The organism is Kitasatospora sp. NPDC022785, assembly GCF_055561295.1.
The window spans coordinates 448418-472991 of the sequence record NZ_JBVHHB010000002.1; the positions used below are offsets into that span (position 1 = coordinate 448418).

Annotated in this window: 22 protein-coding genes; 8 read left to right on the top strand and 14 right to left on the bottom strand. The window is 74.6% G+C overall.

Annotated features, from left to right (window positions below):
* Nucleotides 1-53: 53 nt before the first annotated feature.
* Complete coding sequence (locus tag ACZ3YO_RS05335) at nt 54-797, bottom strand: SseB family protein (RefSeq protein WP_465565049.1); 744 nt, start codon at nt 795-797, stop codon at nt 54-56.
* Between the two features lie 100 nt (nt 798-897).
* Between ACZ3YO_RS05335 and ACZ3YO_RS05340 the strand changes: the two genes are divergently transcribed.
* From ACZ3YO_RS05340 to ACZ3YO_RS05350, 3 genes are all read left to right on the top strand, one after another.
* Nucleotides 898-2145: an amino acid deaminase/aldolase gene (locus tag ACZ3YO_RS05340; RefSeq protein ID WP_465565051.1), complete on the top strand. Its 1248-nt coding sequence runs from the start codon at nt 898-900 to the stop codon at nt 2143-2145.
* Between the two features lie 59 nt (nt 2146-2204).
* Nucleotides 2205-2624 (top strand): hypothetical protein, encoded by a 420-nt coding sequence (locus tag ACZ3YO_RS05345; protein ID WP_465565053.1) that lies wholly within the window; start codon nt 2205-2207, stop codon nt 2622-2624.
* Nucleotides 2625-2876: 252 nt separating this feature from the next.
* Complete coding sequence (locus ACZ3YO_RS05350; protein ID WP_465565055.1) at nt 2877-3800, top strand: lytic polysaccharide monooxygenase auxiliary activity family 9 protein; 924 nt, start codon at nt 2877-2879, stop codon at nt 3798-3800.
* Nucleotides 3801-3987: 187 nt separating this feature from the next.
* Here the strand turns inward: ACZ3YO_RS05350 and ACZ3YO_RS05355 are convergent, their stop codons facing one another.
* From ACZ3YO_RS05355 to ACZ3YO_RS05370, 4 genes are all read right to left on the bottom strand, one after another.
* Nucleotides 3988-5127 carry a DUF2510 domain-containing protein gene (locus ACZ3YO_RS05355; protein WP_465565057.1) on the bottom strand — a complete coding sequence of 380 codons (1140 nt, stop codon included), beginning with the start codon at nt 5125-5127 and terminating at the stop codon, nt 3988-3990.
* A 98-nt stretch (nt 5128-5225) separates the two neighbouring features.
* Nucleotides 5226-6032: a 3-oxoacyl-ACP reductase gene (locus tag ACZ3YO_RS05360; RefSeq protein ID WP_465544221.1), complete on the bottom strand. Its 807-nt coding sequence runs from the start codon at nt 6030-6032 to the stop codon at nt 5226-5228.
* A gap of 8 nt (nt 6033-6040) precedes the next feature.
* Entirely contained in the window at nt 6041-7423 is a 1383-nt protein-coding gene (locus tag ACZ3YO_RS05365) for an aldehyde dehydrogenase family protein (protein WP_465565061.1), read from the bottom strand.
* Nucleotides 7424-7427: 4 nt separating this feature from the next.
* Nucleotides 7428-8834: a glutamine synthetase family protein gene (locus tag ACZ3YO_RS05370; RefSeq protein ID WP_465565064.1), complete on the bottom strand. Its 1407-nt coding sequence runs from the start codon at nt 8832-8834 to the stop codon at nt 7428-7430.
* Nucleotides 8835-8989: 155 nt separating this feature from the next.
* On the opposite strand from ACZ3YO_RS05370, the gene ACZ3YO_RS05375 reads away from it, so the two are divergent.
* Nucleotides 8990-9736, top strand: a complete 747-nt coding sequence (locus ACZ3YO_RS05375; protein ID WP_465565067.1) for a gamma-glutamyl-gamma-aminobutyrate hydrolase family protein — start codon at nt 8990-8992, stop codon at nt 9734-9736.
* Between the two features lie 88 nt (nt 9737-9824).
* Here the strand turns inward: ACZ3YO_RS05375 and ACZ3YO_RS05380 are convergent, their stop codons facing one another.
* The 7 genes from ACZ3YO_RS05380 to chrA form a co-directional block, all read right to left on the bottom strand.
* The gene (locus ACZ3YO_RS05380; protein ID WP_465565069.1) at nt 9825-10646 is read right to left on the bottom strand and encodes an SGNH/GDSL hydrolase family protein; all 822 of its coding nucleotides are present in this window, start codon (nt 10644-10646) and stop codon (nt 9825-9827) included.
* A 160-nt stretch (nt 10647-10806) separates the two neighbouring features.
* Nucleotides 10807-12030: a beta-ketoacyl-[acyl-carrier-protein] synthase family protein gene (locus tag ACZ3YO_RS05385; protein WP_465565072.1), complete on the bottom strand. Its 1224-nt coding sequence runs from the start codon at nt 12028-12030 to the stop codon at nt 10807-10809.
* Complete coding sequence (locus ACZ3YO_RS05390) at nt 12027-12269, bottom strand: acyl carrier protein (RefSeq protein WP_465565074.1); 243 nt, start codon at nt 12267-12269, stop codon at nt 12027-12029. Before ACZ3YO_RS05390 ends, ACZ3YO_RS05385 begins: the two co-directional genes overlap by 4 nt.
* Nucleotides 12270-12317: 48 nt before the next feature.
* Complete coding sequence (locus tag ACZ3YO_RS05395; RefSeq protein ID WP_465565076.1) at nt 12318-13787, bottom strand: MFS transporter; 1470 nt, start codon at nt 13785-13787, stop codon at nt 12318-12320.
* Nucleotides 13788-13797: 10 nt separating this feature from the next.
* The gene (locus ACZ3YO_RS05400; RefSeq protein ID WP_465565078.1) at nt 13798-14703 is read right to left on the bottom strand and encodes a class I SAM-dependent methyltransferase; all 906 of its coding nucleotides are present in this window, start codon (nt 14701-14703) and stop codon (nt 13798-13800) included.
* 34 nt (nt 14704-14737) lie between these two features.
* The gene (locus tag ACZ3YO_RS05405; RefSeq protein ID WP_465565080.1) at nt 14738-15730 is read right to left on the bottom strand and encodes an acyl-ACP desaturase; all 993 of its coding nucleotides are present in this window, start codon (nt 15728-15730) and stop codon (nt 14738-14740) included.
* Nucleotides 15731-15933: 203 nt separating this feature from the next.
* Nucleotides 15934-17169, bottom strand: coding sequence for a chromate efflux transporter (gene chrA, locus ACZ3YO_RS05410; protein WP_465565083.1), 1236 nt, complete (start codon nt 17167-17169; stop codon nt 15934-15936).
* Nucleotides 17170-17342: 173 nt separating this feature from the next.
* Between chrA and ACZ3YO_RS05415 the strand changes: the two genes are divergently transcribed.
* Nucleotides 17343-18392 (top strand): cation diffusion facilitator family transporter, encoded by a 1050-nt coding sequence (locus ACZ3YO_RS05415; RefSeq protein WP_465565085.1) that lies wholly within the window; start codon nt 17343-17345, stop codon nt 18390-18392.
* A gap of 98 nt (nt 18393-18490) precedes the next feature.
* Entirely contained in the window at nt 18491-19390 is a 900-nt protein-coding gene (locus tag ACZ3YO_RS05420; protein ID WP_396321820.1) for a 5'-3' exonuclease, read from the top strand.
* 77 nt (nt 19391-19467) lie between these two features.
* Here ACZ3YO_RS05420 and ACZ3YO_RS05425 read toward each other — a convergent pair whose 3' ends face one another.
* Entirely contained in the window at nt 19468-22323 is a 2856-nt protein-coding gene (locus ACZ3YO_RS05425; protein WP_465565237.1) for a DEAD/DEAH box helicase, read from the bottom strand.
* Between the two features lie 269 nt (nt 22324-22592).
* On the opposite strand from ACZ3YO_RS05425, the gene ACZ3YO_RS05430 reads away from it, so the two are divergent.
* Nucleotides 22593-22967 carry a hypothetical protein gene (locus tag ACZ3YO_RS05430; protein ID WP_396321763.1) on the top strand — a complete coding sequence of 125 codons (375 nt, stop codon included), beginning with the start codon at nt 22593-22595 and terminating at the stop codon, nt 22965-22967.
* 29 nt (nt 22968-22996) lie between these two features.
* Nucleotides 22997-23329, top strand: coding sequence for an ArsR/SmtB family transcription factor (locus tag ACZ3YO_RS05435; RefSeq protein WP_396321764.1), 333 nt, complete (start codon nt 22997-22999; stop codon nt 23327-23329).
* A 6-nt stretch (nt 23330-23335) separates the two neighbouring features.
* Here ACZ3YO_RS05435 and ACZ3YO_RS05440 read toward each other — a convergent pair whose 3' ends face one another.
* Nucleotides 23336-24514 carry an aminotransferase class V-fold PLP-dependent enzyme gene (locus ACZ3YO_RS05440; RefSeq protein ID WP_465565088.1) on the bottom strand — a complete coding sequence of 393 codons (1179 nt, stop codon included), beginning with the start codon at nt 24512-24514 and terminating at the stop codon, nt 23336-23338.
* Nucleotides 24515-24574: the final 60 nt, after the last annotated feature.

Sequence of the window (24574 nt, forward strand, 5' to 3'; positions counted from 1 at the left end):
CCGGACACGACGGTGCCCCCTCGGATCCCCGATCCGAGGGGGCACCTTCGCGTTCAGCGCCGGTGGAGCGGCTCGCCCGGCAGCTCCGCACCGGCCGGCAGCACCGCCAGGCTCAGGCCCCGGTCGAGCCGGACCCGCAGCACCGGGTCGGCGGCCACGGCCCGCCCCACCCGCTGCGCGGCCGCCTGCACGCCCGCCTGGTCCAGCGCCGGGTCGAACACCACCGCGAGCAGCCCGTCGCCGTCCTGGTACGGCGCCAGCAGACCGCTCACCACCTCCGGCTCGGCCGCCAGCACCGCCCGGACGGCCTCCCGCACCTCGGGGTCGGCCAGCGGCGGCAGGTACGGCCGGTTCTCGGCCAGCGCGCGCAGCCGGGCGCCGGACAGCTGGTACGTCACCGGGCCGGCCGGGTCGACCAGCAGGGTGTCGGCCCGCTCCGAGAAGGCGACCATCGCGGCCTGCGGCGCGGCGACCGGCGCCGGGCGGGCGTCGGCGCGCCAGCGGGTCATCGTCTCCAGCGAGGTGAAGGCCGGCAGGGCGCGGCGGCCGTCGGCGGCCTCCACCACCGGGACGGCCATGTCGCTGGTCTTCTCGTGCCTGTGCCCGTGCTCGTCCACCTCCACCTCCCCGAGGACGGCGACGATCGGGACCATCAGGCGGGTCGGCGCCAGCGCCGCGAGCACCTCCGGTTCGGCCGTGCGGTCCTGCGACCAGCGCGCGAGCGCCGCGGCGAGCGCGGGGTCGGCGGTGCCGTCGTCGTCGGCGAATCCTGGGTTCGGGATGTTCTTGCGGTCCACCCGGCCGACCCTATGCCACCTCACACCCGCCACCCGCCCGCGGCAATCGGGTACGTCGCGCCCCTACCCGTCGGTAGTGGGGGTGTGGCAAGGTGCGGCCATGGCCACGCTCGAAGCTGCTGCCCGTACCGTGCCCGCCCCCTCGCCGGCGGCCGACCGCGCCCGGTACGACCGCGCCCGGTACGACCGGGCCACCGCCCACCTCGACGGCCCGGTGGCCGTCGTCGACCTGGCGGCCTTCGACGCCAACGCCGCCGACCTGGTGCGCCGCGCGGCGGGCAAGCCGGTCCGGGTGGCCAGCAAGTCGGTGCGGTGCCGGGCCCTGCTGGAGCGGGTGCTGGCCACGGACGGCTTCGCCGGGGTGATGAGCTACACCCTCGCCGAGTCGCTCTGGCTGGCCCGCGCCGGACTGCGCGACATCCTGCTCGCCTACCCCTCCGCCGACCGGGCCGGTTTCGCCGAGCTGACCGCCGACCCGGAGCTGGCCGCCTCCGTCACCGTGCTGCTGGACGACCCGGCCCAGCTGGACCTGATCGACGCGGCCCGGGGCGGCTCCGCCGAGGTGCGGGTCTGCCTGGAGCTGGACACCGCGCTGCACCTGCTCGGCGGGCGGGTGCGGGTCGGCGCCCGGCGCTCGCCGCTGCGCACACCCGAGGCCCTGGGCGCCTTCGCCGAACTGGTCCAGCGCCGCCGGGGGTTCCGGGTGGTCGGGCTGATGGCGTACGAGGGGCACATCGCCGGTGTCGCGGACGACGTGCCGGGCAAGCCGGTGCGGTCGCGGATGATCCGGCTGCTGCAGGCCAAAGCGCGGACCGAGCTGGCCGAGCGCCGCGCCGAGACGGTCCGGCGGCTGCGGCGGGTGGCCGAGCTGGAGTTCGTCAACGGCGGCGGCACCGGCAGCGTCGAGTCGACCGTCGCCGAGCGGGCGGTCACCGAGGTGGCGGCCGGCTCCGGGCTGTACGTGCCGCAGCTGTTCGACCACTACCGCTCGTTCCGGGGACGGCCGGCCGCCCTGTTCGGCCAGCCCGTGGTGCGCCGGCCCGGCGTCGGCGTGGTGACGGTGCTCGGCGGCGGCTACCCGGCCTCCGGCGTGGCCGGCCCGGACCGCTCGCCGGTCCCGTACCTGCCGCAGGGGCTGCGCTACGACCCGATGGAGGGCGCCGGCGAGGTGCAGACCCCGCTGCTCGGTTCGGCCGCCGACGACCTGCTGATCGGCGACCGGGTCTGGTTCCGGCACGCCAAGGCGGGCGAGCTGTGCGAGCGCTTCGCCGAACTGCACCTGATCGAGGGCGACGCGGTGGTGCGGACCGTCCCGACCTACCGGGGCGAGGCGAAGACGTTCCTCTGACCCGCCGTCCGCCCGTGCCCTACCGTGGTGCGTACACCACGAGGCCATACGGAGGCGGCATGGAAGCCGAGATCGTGCAGCTGGCGACGTCGGGGGCGACCACGCTGGTGGGGCTGATGGCCACCGAGGCCTGGACGCAGGCCCGTTCACGCCTGGCGGCGCTGTTCGGACGGGGCCGGGACGCCGCGGAGGTCGCCGCCGAACTGGAGGAGATCCGGGTCGAGGTGGTGCGGGCCGAGGGCGAGGCCGAGCTGGTCGCCGACTGCACCGCCGAGCTGCGCGGCCGGCTCCGCCGCCTGCTGCGGGATCCCGAGGCGGCGGCCGAACTCCGCTCGATCCTGGACGAGTTCACGCCGCAGCTGCCCGCGCAGGCGCAGGTCACCGTGCACAACGAGATCAGCGGCGGGACGCAGGGCAACGTGATGCTGGGGTACACGGTGAACGCGACCCTCCACCAGCACGGCCGACCACAGGGCTGATCCCTGCCCACACCCTTTCCCGAACCTTAAGAAGGCCCGATGGGATGCCTAACTCAGGCTTCCCGTCGGGTCTTTGTGCTGCACGTACGGCTACAGTCCGTCAAAAAGCGTGCCACAACGGGCTATTGCCAGTTGGTCTAGTCCAATCATACGCTCTGGCCGGGGGCCCGCGCGCCGGGTCGGCGGCCCCCGGGCAGACGTGTCCATCCCCCACACGGTCGACCCGGAACACGGTCAAGGAGTCCCCACCCCATGTCCATCAAGCGAAGTGCCCTGTCCGTCGGCGTGATAGGCGCCGCGGTCCTCGCCGTGTCGGCCACCGCCACCGGCACCGCTAGCGCCCACGGCACGATGACCGGCCCGGTCAGCCGGGTCGCCGCCTGCTACGCCGAAGGCCCGGAGACCCCCAAGTCCCAGATCTGCAAGGACCTCGTGGCGATGAGCGGCACCCAGCCGCTGTACGACTGGAACGAGGTCAACATCGCCAACGCGGACGGCCACCACCAGGCGCTGATCCCCGACGGCAAGCTCTGCTCGGCCAACCGGGACAAGTACAAGGCGCTGGACCTGCCGCGGGCCGACTGGCCCGCCACCCCGGTGAGTTCCGGCAGGCTCGACCTCAAGTTCCGCGTCACCGCGCCACACCTCGGCACCCAGACCGTCTACATCACCAAGCAGAGCTGGGACCCGACCCAGCCCCTGAAGTGGTCCGACCTCGACCCGACCCCGGTCGCGGTGGTGCCGACCAGCAGGACCGCGGCGGACGGCTACTACAGCTACAGCGGCACGCTGCCGCAGCGCACCGGCCGCCAGCTGCTCTACATGGTCTGGCAGCGCAGCGACAGCCCCGAGGCCTTCTACAGCTGCTCCGACGTCGACTTCGGCAAGGCCGCCGCAGCCGCCGGGCAGCCGGCCCAGGCCTTGGCCGCGCAGGCGCCGGCCGCGCCGAGCGAGGAGCAGATCGCCGCGGGCCAGTCCAAGTCCACCGTCGCCCACCACGGACACGGCGGCAACGCCAACGAGCCGGCCGGCGCCGTCGTTCCGACCGCCAGCGCCGCCGTCGGCGGCTCGGCCACCGGCCCGCTGCTGCTCGCCGGGGCCGCGGCGATCGGCGTCGGCTGGGCCGGCATGGTGCTCCGGCGCCGTCGCTTCGAGGCTGTTCGACGCGACTCCTGACCGCCGGAGGCCGGACCCGGACCGCCCGTCAACCCCCGTGCGGTCCGGGTCCGGCGACCCACCCTCGTGACGGTCCGCCCCGTGCCGGCTGAACACGGTGCGGACCGGAGAGCCGGCGAGCCGGACACGACGGTGGCCCACCCGGAGGGTTCCGGGTGGGCCGCCGTGCGTGAGCGGATCAGCGCGGTCAGGTGGTACCGGTGCCGGTCCCGTCGTCGGGGCCGGCGCCGCCGCCCGGGAAGGCCGGCACCTTGCCGGTGTAGTCGGCGATGCCCTTGACGATGGTGTCCATCACGGCGACGTCCGGTGCCTTGTCGGCGATGTCGAAGCCCAGGTGGACGGAGACCAGTGACTTCCCGTCGGCCGACGGGAAGACCACGGTCTCCACGTAGCCGTCGTTACCCTTGGCCGCGTCGACCTTCCAGCGGACCAGGTAGCCGTCCCTGCCGCCGACCTTGACCGCCTCCGACTTCAGCTCCTCGTGGGAGTTGAGGTCGTTGTACGAGTCCTTGGCCGCCTTCTCGATGTCGGCCTTGGCCGCCGCCTGGACGTCGGTACCGCCCCCGCTGATCCGGCCGGTGTTGGCGCCGCCGAGCGAGCAGGTGCCGCCGCCCTCGCAGGTGTACGAGCCCACGCTCAGAGCGGCGTAGCCGTCCTTGGTGGTGCCGCCCTCCCAGCCGGCGGGGACGGGCAGGGTGACCCGGTTCACCAGGTCGGCGGCGGTGCCGCTGCCCTTGCCGTTCCCCTTGCCGTTCCCCTTGCCGCCGTTCCCGTTGTTGCCGTTGCCGTTCCCGTTGTTGCCGTTCCCGCCGCCCTTGCCGTCCCCGCTGCTCCCACCGTTGCCGTCGGGTCCGCTGAAGTCGGGCAGGCCGCCCCAGGGGCCGTCCTGGCCGTACGGCGCCGGCCTCGCGGTGCGGTGCGAGGCCTGCTTCCCGTCGTGGTCGTCCATCGCCAGGTAGGTGATGCCGGAGCCGGCGACCAGCCCGAGCAGCGCGGCCACGGCCGTCGCGAGGACCAGCTTGGACGGCCTGCGCGGACGCTTCGGCGCCGGCGGCACGGGCGCGCCGTAGGCGGTGGCGAAGGGGGGTGGCTCGGGGTAGCGGACGCTCGGCCCGCTCCCCAGCACCTCCCCCTCCAGCACCCGGGTCTCGGCGGTCTCGTCCGGCCCCGGAGCCTGCGCCGCCGGGGGCTCCGGCGGCGGGGCGTCCGAGGGTGCGGGCCGGGTGCTGGCCGTCCAGCCCGTGCCGTCCCACCAGCGCTGCGGCCGCGGATCGCTGGTGATGTCCTTCGGGTCCGGGTACCACCCGGCGGGGATCTGCTCACTCACGACAGAGAATCTAAAGGCAGCCGGATAAACGCGATATCAGCGCGACCGCGAATTCCCGGCATTTTCGATGAGATTCCGGTGAGAACTCCGGGAGCGGTCTACAGCGGTGTGACGTACGCCCCGGAGATACCGCCGTCGACCAGGAACTCGCTCGCCGTGATGAAGGAGGAGTCGTCGCTGGCCAGGAAGGCGACCGCGGCGGCGATCTCCTCCGGGCGGGCGAAGCGGCCGAGCGGGACGTGCACCAGCCGGCGGGCCGCCCGTTCCGGGTCCTTCGCGAAGAGCTCCCGCAGCAGCGGGGTGTCCACCGGCCCGGGCGAGAGCGCGTTGACCCGGATGCCCTCGCGGGCGAACTGCACGCCCAGCTCGCGCGACATCGCCAGCACCCCGCCCTTGGAGGCGGTGTAGGAGATCTGCGAGGTGGCCGCGCCCATCCGGGCCACGAAGCTGGCGGTGTTGATGATCGAGCCGCGCCCGTGCCTCCGCATGTACGGCAGCGCCGCCTTGCAGCAGAGGTAGACGGAGGTCAGGTTGACCTCCTGGACCTTGCGCCAGGCGTCCAGCCCGGTGGTCAGGATGGAGTCGTCCTCCGGCGGCGAGATGCCCGCGTTGTTGAAGGCGACGTCCACACTGCCGTACGTCTCGTAGGCCTCGTCGAAGAGCGCCTCGACCATGTACGGGTCGGTGACGTCGGTGTGCACGAAGAGGCCGCCGACCTCCTTGGCGGCCGCCTTGCCGGTCGGCTCGTCGAGGTCGGCGCAGACCACCTTCGCGCCCTCCGCGGCGAGCCGGCGGGCGGCGGCCAGGCCGATGCCGCTGCCCGCGCCGGTGATCACGGCGGTGCGGCCGGCCAGGCGGCGGCAGACCGGGCCGGCCTGCTCCGGCTTCGGGGCCTTCTCGGTCATGCCGGCTCCTACTCCTCGCTCTGGATGAAGACGTTCTTGGTCTCGGTGAAGTGCCTCAGCGCGTCCGGCCCCAGCTCGCGGCCGATCCCGGACTCGCCGAAGCCCCCGAACGGCGTCCAGTACCGCACCGAGGAGTGCGAGTTGACCGACAGGTTGCCCGCCGCGACGCCCCGGGCCAGCCGCAGCGCCCGGCCGAGGTCGCGGGTCCAGATGGAGCCGGAGAGGCCGTAGCGGGTGGCGTTGGCAAGGCGCAGGGCGTCCGCCTCGCCGTCGAAGGGCAGCACCACGGCGACCGGGCCGAAGATCTCCTCCGTGACGACCGGGGCGTCGGGCTCCGCGGGCGCCAGCACCGTCGGCGGGTACCAGAAGCCGGGGCCGTCGGGCACCGTGCCGCGCGCCAGCACCGGCAGGTCGGGGGTGACGTAGGAGGCGACCCGGCGGACCTGGGCGGCGGAGATCAGCGGGCCGAGCTCGGTCCGGGGATCGGCCGGATCGCCGGTGCGGACGGACTCGACGGCGGGCAGCAGGTGGGCCAGGAAGTCGTCGTAGGCCTCGCGCTGCACCAGGATCCGGCTGCGGGCGCAGCAGTCCTGGCCGCTGTTGTCGAGGAAGGACATCGGGTCGGCGGCGCGGGCGAGGTCGGCGTCGGCGAAGACGATGTTGGGGCTCTTGCCGCCGAGTTCGAGGGTGACTCGCTTGGCACGGGCGGCGCAGCGGGCGGCCACCTCCTTGCCGACCACGGTGGAGCCGGTGAAGACGATCTTGCGGACGGCGGGGTGGTCGACCAGGGCCCGGCCGGTGGTGCCGCCGGCGCCGGGGACGACCTGGAACAGGCCTTCGGGCAGCCCTGCGGCGAGCGCGAGTTCGGCCAGCCGCAGGGCGGTGAGCGGGGTGGCCTCGGCGGGTTTGAGGAGTACCGCGTTGCCCGCCGCGAGGGCGGGGGCGAAGCCCCAGGCGGCGACCGGCATCGGGAAGTTCCACGGGGCGATCACGCCCACCACGCCGACCGGTTCGTGGAAGGTGACGTCCAGGCCGCCGGCCACCGGGATCTGCCGGCCGGTCAGCCGCTCCACTCCCCCGGCGGCGTACTCCAGCAGGTCGCGGACGTTGCCCGCCTCCCAGCGGGCGTTGCCGACGGTGTGGCCGGCCTCGGTCACCTCCAGGATGGCCAGCTCGTGCACGTGCGCGTCGACCTGGTCGGCGAACCGCCGCAGCAGCCGGGCCCGTTCGCCGGGGGCGAGGGCGGCCCAGCCCTGCTGGGCCTTGACCGCGCACTGGACGGCGGCGTCGAGCCGCTCGGGGGTGGTGTCGGGGACGTCGGCGATCGGCTCGCCGGTGGCGGGGTTGCGGACGGTGCTGGTGGCGGGCTCGCCGCTGCCGGTCGGATTCACGTGCTCACATCCGCTCGAAGGATCGGTAGCGCTCCCAGTCGGTGACGGCGCCGTCGTAGGCGGCCTGCTCGACCCGGGCCATGTGCAGGTAGTGCTCGGCCACGTCGGGGCCGAAGGCGTCCCGGGCCAGCTCGCTCTCCGCCCAGAGGTCGGCGGCCTCGCGCAGGGAGCCGGGCACCCGGGCGTAGTCGTCGACGGAGTAGGCGTTGCCGAGGCAGGGCGCGGGCAGGTCGAGCTTCTGCTCGAGGCCGTGCAGGCCGGCGGCGATCATTCCGGCCACCGCGAGGTACGGGTTGACGTCGCCGCCGGGCACGCGGTTCTCCATCCGCAGGCCCGGACCGCGCCCCACCACCCGGTACGCGCAGGTGCGGTTGTCCCGGCCCCAGGCGACGGCGGTCGGGGCGAACGAGCCGGGGCGGTACCGCTTGTAGGAGTTGATGTTGGGCGCGTAGAGCAGGCTGAACTCGCGCAGCGCGGTGAGCTGCCCGGCGAGGAAGTGCCGCATGGTGTCCGTCATCCGCCCGTCGCGGTCGGCGAAGGCCGGAGTACCGCCCGGGCCGGCCGAGGAGTCCCGCAGGTCGCGCAGCGAGAGGTGGATGTGGCAGCTGTTGCCCTCGCGCTCGTTGTACTTGGCCATGAAGGTGAGCGCGCAGCCCTGTTGGGCGGCGATCTCCTTGGCGCCCGTCTTGTAGACGCTGTGCTGGTCGCAGGTGGTGAGGGCGTCGGCGTAGCGGAAGGCGATCTCGTGCTGGCCGAGGTTGGCCTCGCCCTTGGCGGACTCCACGACGAGGCCGGCGCCGGCCATCTCGACCCGGATACGGGAGAGCAGCGGCTCGACCCGCGCCGTGCCGAGCATGGAGTAGTCGACGTTGTACTGGTTGGCCGGGGTCAGGCCGCGGTAGCCGCCCAGCCAGGCCTGCTCGTAGGTGTCGCGGAAGACCAGGAACTCCAGCTCCGTGCCGATGTCGGCGGCCAGCCCGTACTCTGCCAGCCGCTCGATCTGGCGGCGCAGCAGCTGCCGCGGCGCGGCGTCGACCGCGCGGCCGCCGTGGCGGGCGAGGTCGGCGGTGGCCTGTGCGGTACCGGGCTGCCACGGGGTGAGCCGGAGGGTGGAGAGGTCGGGGCGCATCGCGAAGTCGCCGTAGCCGGTCTCCCAGGAGGAGAGGGCGTAGCCGTCGACGGTGTTGAGGTCGACGTCGACGGCGAGCAGGTAGTCGCAGGCCTCGGCGCCGTGCTCGGCGACCTCGTCGAGGAAGAACCGGGCGGCGAAGCGCTTGCCCTGCAACCGGCCCTGCATGTCGGTGAAGGCGAGCGCGACGGTGTGGATCTCGCCGGCGTCGACCAGCGTGCGCAGCTCCTCCAGGGTGAGCGGCGCGCGCCGGGGCGCGCCCTCGGCGGCGTTGTCGGGCATGCGGGAAACCTCCTGTTCGATCACTCAGCGAGAGCGTGCGGTCACAGCGAACCGTACGGCCTGCCACGGACGGGGCGGAAGAGGGCGGGCGGGTGTGGCGCGCCGAGAGTCTGGATTGACGGGTTATCAGGAGTGACGGGAGGAGAATGCGCGCCATGGATCGCAGGCCTTTCATCGGCGTCAGCACCTATCTGGTGGACGCGAGTTGGAGCGACTGGCGGGACCGCCGGGTGGCGCTGGTGCCCGAGCGGTACACCGCGTACGTACGGAACTCGGGCGGGGTCGCGGTGCTGCTGCCGCCGGACGCCCCCGATCGCGCGCCGGAGGTGCTCGCCCGGCTGGACGCCCTCGTCATCGCGGGCGGGCCGGACATCGACCCCGCGTACTACGGGCAGCCGCGGCACCCCCTGACCGACGTGGACTCGCCGGAGCGCGACGTCTGGGAGTCGGCACTGCTCCGGGCGGCGCTGGCGGCCGGCATGCCGCTGCTGGGGATCTGCCGGGGCATGCAGGTGCTGAACGTGGTCTGCGGCGGCACGCTCGTCCAGCACCTGCCGGACGTGGTCTGCCCGAACGTCCACGCCGGCTCGCCCGGCAGGTACGGCGAGCACAAGGTCCGGCCGGTGCCCGGCACGCTCCTCGGCGGGCTGCTGCCGGAGAGCGAACTCACCGTGCCGACCTTCCACCACCAGGCCGTCGACCGGCTCGGCGACGGCCTGCGGGTGAGCGCGCACGCGCCCGACGGCACCGTGGAGGCGCTGGAGGGGCCGGGGTTCACGCTGGGTGTGCAGTGGCATCCCGAACAGGGCGAGGACCTGCGGGTGATGCAGGCCCTCGTCCGGGCGGCGACGGCGGCCCGCACGGTGCCGCTGGAGGCGGTCGGCGCGGTCGCGCTGGGCTGACGGGGTCGCGGCGGCCTTCCGCCGCGCGGTGCCCGGTGCCGCCGGCGGGGGCGTCGCGTGCCGGCGGGCGACGGCGGCGCGGTGCCGCTCAGGCGGTGACGGGGTCGGTCCGGCCCAGTCGGCGGGCCGCCGTCACCAGGCTGGGGAGCATCCGGGCGGCGTGTTCGGCGTAGCCCTGCGGCGAGGGGTGGACGCCGTCGGGGCCGAGGAGTTCGTCGGCGCGGTCGCGGAACTCGGCGCCGGAGGACGGCGCCGGCACCGCGCCCATCCGCTCGGCGGCGCGGCTCTGCAGCCGGGCCAGCCGGCGGGACCTCCGGGTCCCCGCCCAGCGGGCCGGGGCCCGGAAGCCGGGCCCGTGGCCGGGGTCGGGGCAGGGCACCACGACCGGCTGCCAGCCGGCCTCGCCCAGCGCCCGCAGCAGGTGCGCGAACCGGCGGGCGGAGCGGCCCAGCGGCAGCGGGAGCAGGACGTCGTTGCCGCCGACGATCAGGACCGCGATCCCAGGGCTGAGCCGCGCCGTCCGGGCCACCTGGCGCCGGACGTCCGTCGTGGTGGCGCCCACCCGGGCGAGGACACGCAGGTCCACCGGCCGGTCGAGGTGCTCGCCGAGCCCCTGGGCGAGCCGGGCGCCGAGGGTCTCCTCGCGGCGGCCGGCGCCGAGGCTCTGGGCGAGCGAGTCGCCGAGCATCAGGAGGGTGAGCGGCCGGTCGTCGGCGGGCGCGGTGGGCGCGTACCGGCCGTCGGCGGTCGGGACGGACCAGTCGGTGGGCGGGCGGTGCATCAGCAGGCGGCTGTAGAGCCGGGCGGCGGCGAGCCGGGCCCGGCCGAGCGGGCCGCCGGGGCGGCGCGGGCGGGTGTCGCCGGTGGCACGGGCCGCGGGAGGGGCGGTCGGGGCGGAACCGGTGGGCATGGCGGTACTCCAGGTCGGGGGCGGGAGAGCGGGGGTGGACGGCGGGCGGCAGGCGACGGCCGCCCCGCGGCCGGGCACGGGCCCTCCGCGGGGCGACGCGTCGGCCGGCTGACACGGCTAACGGCCACCGGCCGGTGGCCCGGCGGCAGCCAGGTGGCGGTCAGGCGGCGGTCAGCACGACCGCCGCGTTGTGGCCGCCGAAGCCGCAGGAGACCGAGACCGCCGCCTGGGCGTCGGCCGTCCGGGGCAGCTTGGTGACCACGTCGAGGCCGATCCGCTCGTCGATCCGGTCGAGATTGGCCGTCGGCGGGATCAGCCCGTGCTGCAGGACCAGGACGGTCAGCGCCGCCTCGATCGCGCCGGCCGCGCCCATGGTGTGGCCGATCACGCTCTTGTTGGCGGTGACCGGCGGCGGCTGGTGGAAGACCCGCCGCAGCGCCGCCGCCTCGGCCGGGTCGTTCAGCGCGGTGCCGGTGCCGTGCGCGTTGACGTGCCCGATCTCGTACGGAGCCAGGCCGGCGTCGGCGAGCGCGGTGTCGATCGCGCGGGCGAGGCCGTCGCCCTCCGGGTGGGGGGCGGTGAAGTGGTAGGCGTCGGTGGCGGAGCCGTGACCCGCCAGGTAGGCGCGCGGGCGGACTCCGCGCGCCCGGGCGTGGTCCACGCGCTCCAGGACCAGGACGCCGGCGCCCTCCCCGAGCACGAAGCCGTCCCGGTCGGCGTCGAACGGGCGGGAGGCGCCGGCCGGGTCGTGCCGGCGCCGGGAGAGCGCGCCCAGCCGGTCGAAGGCCGTCGCCACCATCGGGAAGCGCGGGCTGTCCGTGCCGCCGGCGAGCACCAGGTCGCAGGTGCCGGCCCGGATCAGGTCGCAGGCCAGGGCGAGGGCGGTGGTCCCGGAGGCGCACGCGGTACTGGCGACCAGGCTGGGGCCGCGCGCGCCGAGGTCCAGGCTGACCTCACCGGCCGCCATGTTGGGGATGCTGCGCGGCAGCATCAGCGGGGAGACCCGGTCGGCCCGGCCCTGCTCCAGCCGGGCGTACTCGACCCGGTAGGTCTGCACACTGTTGGCGCTCACCCCGAGGACGACGCCGACCCGGTCGCCGTCCCACTGCGCCGGGTCGAGCCGGGCGTCACCGACGGCCTCGCGGGCGGCCAGGACGGCGAGCTGGGCGAAGCGGTCGAGCCGGCGGGCCAGCCGGCCGCCGAGCAGCCCGACGGCGTCGTAGTCGTCCACCGGGCAGGAGAAGTCGACGTTCAGCCCCGCCAACCAGGGGTCGGGCCGGGCGGTCGGCTCCCCGCCGAGGAAGTGCTTCCAGCTGGCCGGCACCCCGAACCCGGCCGGCGTGACCAGCCCGAGCCCGCTCACGGCCACCGCGCGTCCGCTCAACTGACCGCACCCGCCGCAAGGTCGGCGTCGGCGAAGGCGGCCAGCCCGCCGAGGGTGACGTCCGGCCGGATGTCGGTGACCGTGACGCCGATCCGCTCCTCCACCACCAGCGAGAGTTCGACCAGGGCGAGGCTGTCGAGCCGGAGCTCGGCCAGGGTGGCGTCCGGGCGGACGAGTTCGGCGGGGACGTCGAACTCCTCGACCAGGCAGTCGCGGAGGGTCTCGTAGACGGCAGACATGCGCAGGGTCCTTTCGGGGCGGGGCGACGGGAGGAGGGGGACGGCCGGTCAGCCGTCCAGGTCCGGCACCAGGGCCGGGACGGCGGGCGGCGCGGGTGGCGCGGTAGCGGCGGCGGCAGGCACGCGTCCGGGCAGCCGGAGCCAGGCCGTCAGCACGCCGAGCAGCGCGACGGCCACGCCGGCCCAGGAGGCGTCGGCCAGCCCGTCGGTGAACGCGGCACGTGGGTCCGGACCGCCGTGCGCGTCGCCCACCGCGGTGGCCAGGACGGAGCCGAGCACGGCCACGCCGAGTGTCGAACCGACCTGCCGGGTGGCGTCGTTGAGGGCGGAGCCGACCCCGGCCATGGCCGCCGGCACCGCGCTCATCACCAGTTCGGTGGCGACCGGCGCCAGCAGCCCGGCGCCGAGGCCGGAGACGCCCTCGAAGGCCAGCACCGGCGCGTCCGCCGACCCGGGGCCGAGCCGGCCCAGTTGGACGAAGCCGGCGGCGATCAGCAGCAGCCCGCCGGCCACCGGGACGCGGGCGCCCAGCGGGCGGGCGGCCACCGGGCCGAGCACCGCCCCCACCGCGAGGCCGAGCGAGAGCGGGACCATCCGCTGCCCGGCCTCCCAGGGGGAGAGGCCGCGAACCTGCTGGAGGTAGAGGGTGAGCAGGAACATCGCGCCGAACATGGCGAAGGACATCATCGCCAGGCAGAGCGTGGCCGGCCAGACCGGTCCGCCACGAAGCAGCCGCACCGGCACCATCGGCGCCGCGCAGCGCAGTTGCCACGCCGTGAACCCGGCGAGCAGCAGCGCCGCCACCGCGAAGGCGACGAGCACCCCGGCGCTGGTCCAGCCGCGCCCGGGCGCCTCGATGAAGGCCCAGACCAGCGCCAGCAGCCCGCCGCAGGAGAGCAGGGCGCCGACGCGGTCCAGCCGCCGCGGGTCGGGGTCGCGGGACTCCGGCAGCACCGGGACGGACGCCAGGATCGCGGCCACCACCGGGACGTTGAGCCAGAACGCGGCCTGCCAGCCGTACTGCTCGACCAGCCGGCCGCCGGCGACCGGGCCGAACAGCGCGCCGACCCCGGCCACCGCCGCCCAGACGCCGATCGCCCGCCGCCGGTCGGCCCGGTCGGGCAGGACGTGCACGATGGTGGAGAGCGTGGCGGGCATGAAGAGTGCCGCGCCCAGCCCCATCACGCAGCGGGCGGCGACCAGCCGGGCGGGCCCGTCGCCGGTGGCGCCGGCCACCGAGGCGAGCGCGCAGAGCGCCAGACCGGCGGCGAACGCCCGGCGGCGGCCGTAGCGGTCGCCGAGCGCGCCCGCGGCGAGCACGCAGCCGCCGAGCGCGAGCGCGTAACCGTCGACGATCCACTGGGTCTCGGCCAGGGTCGGGCCGAGTTCGGCCCGCAGGCCGGGGACGGCCACGTTGAGGACGGTGAAGTCCAGTCCGAGCAGGAAGAGCGCGGCGCAGACGACGGCCACCGCCGCCCATGCCCGCCGCCTGGTCACCGGTGCGGCTTCGTGCTGCACGCGCCCGGCCTCAGACCGGCAGCCGCAGCGGCTCGTCACGCCGCACGAAGCCGAACCGGTAGAGGGTGGCCGCGCCGCGCAGGAACGTCACTTCGCAGGCCCGGAGGTAGCGGCGGTAGCGGCGGAAGCCCTCCTCGCCGACCAGGCGCTCCGCCTCCGCCCGGGCCCGCAGCAGCCGGGCCGACCAGGCGCTCAGGGTACGGGCGTAGTCCTCGGCCGAGGCACGGACCACGGCGACGGAGAAGTACGGGTCGCAGGCGGTGGCGATCTCGTCCAGCCTGGGCAGCACCGCGCCGGGGAAGATGTCAGCGGCCACGAAGGAGCCGACCGGGCCGTCCCCGCCGGCCACGCCGTCGTAGGCGATGGTCTGCAGCGACATCCGGGCACCGGGGCGCAGCCAGCCGTGGCAGCGCTGGAAGTAGGCCCCGTAGGCGGCGACCCGCCCGTCGCGGCTCATGCCGGCGGTGGCGAAGTGCTCGAACGCACCCACGGAGACGATGCCGTCGTACGGCCGCTCGGGGCGGTGGTCGTGCCAGCTCTCCAGTCGGACCTCCACGCCGGGCAGGCCGAGGTCCGCGACGTGGGCGTGCTGGGCGCGGGAGAGGGTGAGGCCGGTGCCCTCGGCCACCCGCCGCTCGCCGGCCGCGTGCGCCAGCAGGCCGCCCCAGCCGCAGCCGACGTCCAGCAGGCGCAGGCCCGCGCCGGGGGCGGCGCCGGCCAGGTCGAGGTGGAGGTCGAGCTTGGCCCGCTGGGCCCGGGGCAGCGCGGTGGTGTCGGCCTCGTCGCGGGCGATGCCGTCCCAGACCGCCGCCGAGTAGCTCAGCGTCTCGTCCAGCCAGAGCGCGTAGAAGTCGTTGCCGAGGTCGTAGTGGAACTCGATGTCGGCGGCGCTGGTGCCGGTGGTGGTGAGGGTCATGCTGCTCCTGTGGTCGGCCGGTCGGGGGTACGGCTCACATGGGATCGGGTGCGGCGCCAGGGGTGTCGGGGGTGCCCGCCGGGGCGTGCTCGGCCCGGCGGGCGCGGATGGCGAGGGCCTGGTCGCGGCGTTCGACGAACCGGGCGGCGCGGGTGTCCAGCCGGGCCAGGTGGGCGGCGAGCCGGTCCCGGGCCTGCTCGCCGGCGGGGCCGAGGCCGGTCAGCTCGAAGACCTTCAGCGAGCGCAGCAGCGGCACCAGCACCTCGTCGTGGTGGACCCGCAGGTCGTAGACGCCGGCCACCGCGACCTCGGCCGCCATCCGGGCGAAGCCGGGCATGCCCTGGCCGGGCATCGCGAAGTCGCGGACGGCGGCGTCGAGCACGGTGAGGACGGGGTCGGGGTCGATCTCCAGGGCGGCGCGCAGCAGTTCGCGGTAGAAGACCATGTGCAGGTTCTCGTCCTGGGCGACCCTGGCGAGCAGCCGTTCGCAGACCGGGTCGCCGCTGAGCCGCCCGGTGTTGCGGTGGCTCACCCGGGTGGCCAGCTCCTGCACGGAGACGTAGGCGACCAGCTCGACCACACCGACGGGCTGCGGGACCGCGCCGGTGCCGACCTGCGCCATCCTGGCGCGCTCCAGTGCGACCGGGTCGACGGCGCGGGCGGCGTGCAGGTAGGCGCGGATGGAGGCGGCGTGCCGGTCCTCCTCCGCGGTCCAGCGGTGCAGCCAGGCACCCCAGGCGCCGTCGCGGGAGGTCTGCGCGGCGATCGTCCGGTGGTAGCCGGGCAGGTTGTCCTCGGTGAGCAGGTTGACCACCAGGGCGGAGCGCACGGCGGGGCTCAGCGTGGACTGCTCGGGCCGCCACGGCTCGCCGCCGAGCGGGCCGTCGAAGTCCCGGCCGAGGCTCCACGGCACGTACTGGTGCGGGAACCACTCGCGTGCCGTATTGATGTGACGATTCATCAAGTCTTGGGCGGTCGGCTCGAGTTCGGCGAGCCAGCGGACGGCTTCCACCGTATCGATCTTCACGGACGGTGATCATTGCGGGACCGTGAGCGATCATGCAAACCGGCGTCACCCGATCGGGGCAGACACGCCGCCGAGCTGACGCCGCCCGGCCGTATCCGGGAGGACGGCGCGCGCCCGCGGCGGGGCGACGGGCGGGGCGACGCACGGCCGGCGGGGCGGCGGGGCGGCGGCGAGGGCGGCCGGGGCGGGCGGCCGGAGCGGGGTCAGGCTGGCGGCAGGCCCGCCAGGGTGGCGAGCACCCCGGCCGCGCCGGCCGCGAGCAGGGCGGGCACCACGCCCCGGCGGGCGACGGCCAGCCAGAGCAGCGCGGCCGCCAGCACCCCCCACTGCCAGCCGTACCCGAGCGCGGCGGCGAGCGGCACCGCCGAGCCGGCGATGGCGCCGATCACGGCGGGCCCGGCGCCGGTGAGGAAGTCCTGCACCCGCCGGTCGGCCCGGAGCCGGTCGAAGTGCCGGCCACCGAGGATCACGAAGAGGAACGACGGCGCGAAGGCGACGGCCGCCGCCAGCAGCCCGCCGCCCACCCCGGCGGCCGCGTAGCCGACGACCGCGACGGTGTGCACGACCGGGCCGGGGGTGACCTGGCCGAGGGCGACGGCGTTGAGGAACTGTCCGTCCGTCATCCAGTGGTAGCGGTGGACCGCGTCGTCCTGCATCAGCGGGATGATCACGAAGCCGCCCCCGTAGGAGAGCGCACCCACCTTGAACGCCACCCAGGCCAGTGCGCCGAGCCCGCCGAGCGCGGGCAGGGCGGGCAGGGCTGCGGCCGCCATGCCGCGTCGCCGGAGGCCCCGGCCCTTGCCCTGGCCCCGGCGCCGATCCCGGTCCCGGTCCTGGTCCTGGTCCTGGTTCCGGCCCTGGTCGCGGCCGTCCGTACCGGCGCGGACGGCGATCTCGGCCAGCCCGGCGGCGATCACCACCAGCACCAGCCACGGCCCGGTGAGGATCGCGGCGGCCGCGCCCGCCAGCGCGTACCCCGTCCAGCGGGCCCGGGCGGCCCGCCCCCGCCCGGCTCGGGTGAAGCTGCCGGGGACCAGTGTGGTGGCGGCCTGCACCGCGACCGCCGGGACGGCCGCACCGGCGCCCGCCGCCGCGCCGAGCACCCAGGTCGGCGGGTCGCCGGCCAGGAAGAGCGCCGAAAGGAGGAGGATCATCACCAGCCCGGGGGCGATGAAGCAGGCACCGCCGACCAGCGCTCCTGGCGTGCCGCGCAGCCGCCACGCGGTGAGGATCGCCAGCTGGGTGGAGGCCGGACCGGGGAGCAGGTTGGCGGCCGCGATGCCGTCCTCGAACTCGTCCGGCTCCAGCCACCCGCGCCGCTCCACACAGAGCCGACGCAGCAGCAGGATGTGCGCGGGCGGCCCGCCGAAGCCGAGCACCCCGATCCGGGCCCACTCTCCGGCGATCACCCCCAGGCCGACCGGTCCGGTCCGTTGCATGCTGCGTCTCCCCTGTTCCGTGGCGGCGCGACGATACCGGACGGGGGTTACCGCGCGGCAATGACAACGGCTTCCAGTGCAGCCTTTGGATCTTCGTTCGATCTGCGGTTCACTTCGGGTGCAGGGCGGTTGTGGCCCTGCCCCCACCCCCGTATGTCCAGGAGAGGACTTCGATGGCCGGGCACGAGCACTCGCGCGATGATCATGCGCATGACCACACGCACTCCCACCGGGGCGGAGGCCACGGCCACGGCGGCCACTCGCACGGCGTAGCCGCCGACGCCGACCGCCGCTGGCTGGTGAGCGCGCTCGCGCTGATCGTGGTGTTCATGGCCGGCGAGGTCGTGATCGGCTTCGCCGCCCAGTCGCTGGCGCTGATCTCCGACGCCGCGCACATGCTCACCGACGCCGCATCGATCGTCCTCGCCCTGGTCGCGATGCGGCTGGCCGCCCGGCCCGCCCGCGGCGGGTACACCTACGGGCTCAAGCGGGCCGAGATCCTCTCCGCGCAGGCCAACGGCGTCACTCTGCTGGTGCTGTCGGCCTGGCTCGGCTACGAGGCGATCGGCCGGCTGCTCGACCCGCCGGAGGTGACCGGCTCGCTGGTGCTGGTCACCGCCCTGGCGGGGATCGTGGTCAACCTGGCCGCCGCCTGGTGCATGTCCAAGGCCAACCGCAGCTCGCTCAACGTCGAGGGCGCGTTCCAGCACGTGGTCACCGACCTGTACGCGTTCATCGCCACCGCCATCGCCGGCGTGATCATGCTGACCACCGGCTTCGTCCAGGCCGACGCGATCGCCTCGCTGATCGTCGTGGCGCTGATGCTGAAGGCCGGCATCGGCCTCGTCCGCGACTCCGGGCGGATCTTCCTGGAGGCCGCCCCGGCCGGCATCGACCCGGACGCCGTCGCGGACCGGTTGGTCGCCCAGCCGCTGGTCGAGGAGATCCACGACCTGCACATCTGGGAGATCACCTCCGGGCAGCCGGCGCTGTCGGCGCACATCCTCGTCACCCCGGGCGGCGACTGCCACGCCGTCCGCCGCGAGCTCCAGCGCCGGCTGGCCGGCGAGTACGGGATCACCCACAGCACGCTCCAGGTCGACCACGTCGGCGAGGACGAGGCGGGTGCGCTGCTCCAGATCACCGCCCGGGGCGACCTCTCTCCCGAGCACTGCGCCGACGCACACGGTCCGGTCCACCGCGCCGGTCCGCACGAGCACTGAGCCCCGGCACCCGCGCCGGGCCCGGCACAGCACCGCCCGGTGCGGCGCCCGGCTGTCGGCCGGTACGGCATGATCGGAGGGTGACCGCACCGCGACTGATGCTGCTCGACTCCGCCAGCCTGTACTTCCGGGCCTACTACGGCGTGCCGGACTCCCTGCGTTCCCCGCAGGGCGAGCCGGTCAACGCCGTCCGGGGCCTGCTGGACTTCATCGCCCGGCTGGTCCAGGACCACCGGCCCGACCAGTTGGTCGCCTGCATGGACGCCGACTGGCGCCCGCAGTGGCGGGTGGACCTCGTCCCCTCCTACAAGACGCACCGGGTGGCCGAGGCTGCCGAGGACGGCGAGGAGGAGGTGCCCGACACGCTGGCCCCGCAGGTGCCGGTGATCGAGCAGGTGCTGGACGCGCTCGGCATCGCCCGGGTCGGCTCCCCTGGCTACGAGGCGGACGACGTGATCGGCACCCTCACCGCACGGGCGAAGGGCCCGGTGCAGATCGTCACCGGCGACCGCGACCTCTTCCAACTGGTCGACGACGCCCGCGGGATCACCGTGCTCTACCCCGTCAAGGGAATGGGGAACCTCCAGGTCACCGACGACGCGCTGCTGCTGGAGAAGTACGGCGTGCGCGGCGCCCAGTACGCCGACATGGCCGCCCTGCGCGGGGACCCGAGCGACGGCCTGCCCGGCGTCAAGGGCATCGGCGAGAAGACGGCGGCCCAGCTGATCAACGAGTACGGGGACCTCGCCGCGATCCGGGCCGCCGCACTGGAGGTCGGCTCCCGGCTCACCCCGGCCCGCCGGCGCAACATCGTCGAGGGCGCGGCCTACCTGGACGTGGCACCGACGGTGGTCCGGGTCGCCTCCGACGCGCCGATGCCGGCGTTCGACCCGGCACTGCCGCACGAGCCGCTGGACCCGATGACCCTGGAGGAGCTCTCCACCCGCTGGGGCCTCGGCACTTCGCTGGAGCGGGTGCTGGCCGTCCTCGCCGGCTGAGGCGCGTACACGGAAGGGCCCGCCCGGGATCGCCCGGGCGGGCCCTTCCGTCCTCAGGGCCAGGCCCCGTCAGAGGCTCAGCCCACCGAGGAGTAGGCGATGATGCCGCGGCGCAGCCCCTCCACCGCCTTGCGGGCGGTTCTGCGCAGCTCGGCGTCCTCGCCGGCGGCGTCCTGGATCTGGCCGAGCACGTCGATCAGCTGCTTCGTCCAGCGGACGAAGTCGCCGGCCGGCATGTCGGCGTCGCGCAGTACCTGGTCCAGGCCGTGGCCGAGCGCCCAGCGGTAGGCGGCCCAGGCGAAGCCGAGGTCGGGCTCGCGCTGGCCGACGCCCTCGGCGGTGTTGATCCGGTGCTGCTCCTCCAGGGCGTCGAGGTGGCCCCAGATCCGGACCATCTGGCCGAGCGCCTCCTTGGCGGCGCCCTCGGGCACCCGGGGGGCGGCGGCGTCGTCGGACTGCCGGGCCTCGTAGACCAGCGCCGAGGCGCAGGCGGCGAGCTCGGCGGCGGCCAGGCCGCTCCAGACGCCTTCGCGGATGCACTCGGAGGCGAGGAGGTCCAGCTCGCCGTAGAGCCGGCCGAGCCGCTTGCCGTCGGCGGTGACGGTGTCGCCGCTCAGGTAGCCGAGGTCGGTGAGCAGGCCGCAGACCCGGTCGAAGGTGCGGGCGATGGTGTGGGTGCGAGAGCGCATCCGGCGCTCCAGCTGCTCGGTGTCGCGGTGCAGCCGGTGGTAGCGCTCGGACCAGCGGGCGTGGTCCTCGCGCTCGTCGCAGCCGTGGCAGGGGTGCTGGCGCAGGGTGGCGCGCAGCCGGGTGATCTCGGGGTCGTCGGCGGCGGCCGCCCGGCCCTTGCGGAACCGCTCGGGCTCCAGGTGGCCGGCCTTGGTGCGCAGCGCGGAGGCGAGGTCGCGGCGGGACTGCGGGCTGCGCGGGTTGAAGGACTTGGGGATGCGCAGCCGCTCGATCGCGGCGACCGGGTGCGGGAAGTCGATCATCGCGAGCCGCTTGACCTGCCGCTCGGCGGTGAGCACCACCGGGCGCGGGCCGTCCTGGAAGTCCGGGTGGCGGGTGGCGTTGCGGCCGTTGCGGCTGACCGGCGGCAGGCCCGGGTCGAGGACGAGGGCGAGGCCGGCGAACTTGCCGGTGGGGACGTGGATGACGTCGCCCGGCTTGAGCTGCTCGATGGACTCGACGGCGGCGGCCCGGCGCTGGCTGCTGCCCTCGCGGGCGAGCTCGTTCTCGCGGTCCTTGAGCTCGCGGCGCAGGTTCATGTACTCGTCGAAGTCGCCGAGGTGGCAGGTCATCGACTCGCGGTAGCCCTCCAGCCCCTCCTCGTTGCGCTGGACCTGGCGGGCGATGCCGACCACCGAGCGGTCCGCCTGGAACTGCGCGAACGACGTCTCCAGCAGTTCGCGGGAGCGGTGCCGGCCGAACTGGGAGACCAGGTTGACGGCCATGTTGTAGGACGGCCGGAACGAGGACTTCAGCGGGTAGGTGCGGGTGCCGGCCAGGCCGGCCAGCGCCTCCGGGTCGAGGCCGCGCTGCCAGAGCACCACGGCGTGGCCCTCGATGTCGATGCCGCGCCGCCCGGCCCGGCCGGTGAGCTGGGTGTACTCGCCGGGGGTGATGTCGGCGTGCTGCTCGCCGTTCCACTTGACGAGCTTCTCCATGACCACCGAGCGGGCGGGCATGTTGATGCCGAGCGCCAGGGTCTCGGTCGCGAAGACGGCCTTGACCAGGCCCTTCACGAAGAGCTCCTCGACCACCTCCTTGAACCGGGGCAGCATCCCCGCGTGGTGGGCGGCGATGCCTCGCTCCAGCCCGTCCAGCCACTCGAAGTAGCCGAGGACGTGCAGGTCCTCGTCGGGGATGTCGGCGCAGCGCTCCTGGACGATGTCGCGCACCCGGGCGCGGTCCTCCTCCTTGTTGAGCCGCAGGCCGGAGGAGAGGCACTGCTGGACGGCGGCCTCGCAGCCGGCCCGGCTGAAGATGAAGGTGATCGCGGGGAGCAGGCCCTCGGCGTCGAGGCGGTCGATGACGTCGACGCGGCCCGGCGTCCAGACCCGGCCGGGGCGGCCGTTGGGCATGGAGCGGCCGCGGCCGCGGCCGAACTTGTCCCGCGGGTTGCGGTCCAGCTCGGAGCGGGCGAGGCGGACCAGCTCGGGGTTGACCGCCTTGGCCGGGTTGCGCGGGGCGTCCTTGGGGCGGCCGTCGCGGTCCGGGTTGGCGAACAGGTCGTACATCCGGTTGCCGGCCATCACGTGCTGCCAGAGCGGCACGGGGCGGTTCTCGGAGACGATCACGCGGGTGCCGCCGCGCACGGTGTCCAGCCAGTCGCCGAACTCCTCGGCGTTGGAGACGGTGGCGGAGAGCGAGACGAGGGTGACGGACTCGGGGAGGTGGATGATGACCTCCTCCCAGACGGCGCCGCGGAAGCGGTCGGCGAGGTAGTGCACCTCGTCCATGACCACGTAGCCGAGGCCGTTCAGGGTGCTGGAGCCCGCGTAGAGCATGTTGCGCAGCACCTCGGTGGTCATCACCACCACGGGCGCGTCGCCGTTGACCGTGTTGTCGCCGGTGAGCAGGCCGACCTTGGCGGCGCCGTAGCGCTTGACCAGGTCCCCGTACTTCTGGTTGGAGAGCGCCTTGATCGGCGTCGTGTAGAAGCACTTCCGCCCGCCCTGGAGGGCGAGGTGGACGGCGAACTCGCCGACGATCGTCTTGCCGGAGCCGGTGGGCGCGGCGACCAGGACGCCTTCGCCGGCCTCCAGGGCCTGGCAGGCCTCCAGCTGGAAGTCGTCGAGCGGGAAGTCGTAGAGCTGCTGGAAGCCGTACAGGGCCGTGGCCTGCTCCTTGGCCCGGCGGCGGAAGGCCGCGTACGCCTCGGCGGGGTTGAGCTCCCGGTCTTCGGGGTGCTCGGGCAGAGGGGTGTTCATCGCCGTCCGGGTGTGGTTGGTGTGATCTCGCATCTCAGCGAGAGGTTACCCGGGAGGACTGACATCGATAGCACCGTTTTTCCACGGGCCCGGATCAGTTCTCTCTCACATCCATAGTTGCAAATGTCTTCAAGTAGCTGCGAAGTGGTCACTCGGCGTACGGATTCGAACGTCTTCGGTCATCTGCGGTGAAGTCAGGCCCCACCTCCCTACATTCGCTTCGACAGCCACCACTCACGGGAGTCCCCCGGTTACAGGAGGAGAAGACGATGGCGAATCTGGAGACCTCGCTCAAGGAGGCCATGGCCATCGACGGTGCCATCGGCATCGCCCTGGTCGACTACGGCAGCGGCATGGCGCTCGGCACCCTCGGCGACGGCGGCGAGCTGGACCTCAACGTCGCCGCCGCCGGCAACACCGACGTGGTCCGGGCCAAGATGCGGGCCATGGAGCTGCTCAACCTCCACGACAACGAGATCGAGGACATCCTGGTCAGCCTGACCAGCCAGTACCACCTGCTCCGGCCGCTCACCATGCCGAACGGCCGGGGCCTCTTCCTCTTCCTCGCGCTCAACCGCGGCCGCGCCAACCTGGCGATGGCCCGGCACCAGCTGAAGCGGATCGAGGTCGCGCTGGAGATCTGAACGGACCGGTCACCAGAGAAGGGGGCGCCGTGGGGGTCGCGCTGTACCAGGCCAAGGCCGAGTTCTTCCGGATGCTCGGCCACCCGGTCCGGATCCGGGTCCTGGAGCTGCTTCAGGCCGGACCGACGCCCGTCCGGGACCTGCTGGCCGAGCTGGAGATCGAACCGTCCAGCCTCTCCCAACAGCTCGCCGTCCTGCGCCGGTCCGGCATCGTCACCGCCAGCCGCGAGGGCAGCACGGTGGTCTACGCCCTGGCCGGTGCCGAGGTCGCCGACCTCCTCAGGACGGCCCGGCGGATCCTCACCGGCCTGATCGACGACCGGAACGTGCTGCTCGCCGAACTGCGCGCCGCCTCCGAGTGACCGCCCTCACCCCCGTCGCGAGAGCAGCTCCGCCAGACCCGCCGCCAGCCTCCCGTACTCGTGCGGCCGGTTGTACAGCTGCGCGCTGATCCGCAGCACCCCGCCGCCCGGCCAGGGGCGCACCACCGTCCGCACGGCGTGGCGCCGCCACAGCTCCGCCATCACCGCCACCGCCGCCTCGTCGCCCTCGCCCCGCCCCGGGGGCAGGCGCAGCGCGCGCATCGCCACGCCCGCGGTGGCCGGCAGCGGTTCCAGGCCGAGGCGGTCGGCCAGCACCGCCCCGCCGTGGGCGGCGAGTGCCTCGTTGTGCCGGCGCACCTGCCCGGCGCCGAGCTCGCGCAGCAGGCCGAACCCGGCCGGGGCGGCCAGCCAGGGCGTGTAGTCGTAGGTGCCGCGCCATTCGACGCTGGCCGGGAAGCCGCGGTGGTGCTCCCAGGAGAGGGCCAGCGGGCGGACCCTCCCGGCCCACTCGGGGCGGACGGCGAGGACACCGGTGGCGCGCGGGGCGAAGGCCCACTTGTGCAGGTTGCCGAACCAGAAGTCGGCGTCCGGTTCGACCGGCTCGGGCAGCATGCCGGGGGCGTGGGCGCCGTCCACCACGGTGGTGACGCCACGTGCGCGCAGGGCGGCGAGCAGGCCCGGGCCGGCGATCCGGCGGGCGGTCGGCGAGCTGAGCTGGTCGAGCACGGCGAGCACCGTGCCGCCGGTGACGGCGGCGAGGACGGCCTCGCGGACGGCGTCCTCGTCCGGGGTGTCCAGCGGCAGCCGTACGGTGTGGACCTCGGCGCCGGCCTCCTCCGCCCGCCGGCGGACGGCCCGGGTGACGGCCCCGTAGCCGTGGTCGGTGACCAGGATCCGGTCGCCGGGCGCCAGCGGGACGCTGTCCAGGGCCACCGCGACGGCCTCGGTGACGTTGGCGACCAGGGCGAGCCGGGCCGGGTCGGTGTCCAGCTCGGTGGCGAGCGCGGTGCGGGCGGCGCCGACCCGCCGGGGCAGGTCCGCGAAGAAGCCGTCGGGGTCGCGCTCCTGCTCGGCCCGGAGTCGTTCCTGCGCCCGCTGCACGGGGAGAGGCACCGTGCCGTAGGAGCCGTGGTTGAGGTGGGCCGCGCCGGGGTCCAGGGTGAACAGCTTGTCCGTACCGGGCAGCGGCGCCGGCGGTTCGGCGGTCCGCGGGTCCTCGATCACTTCGCCTCCAGGGGTTCTGTTCTGCGGCGACATCATAGTGGTGTGTGACATTTCACATGT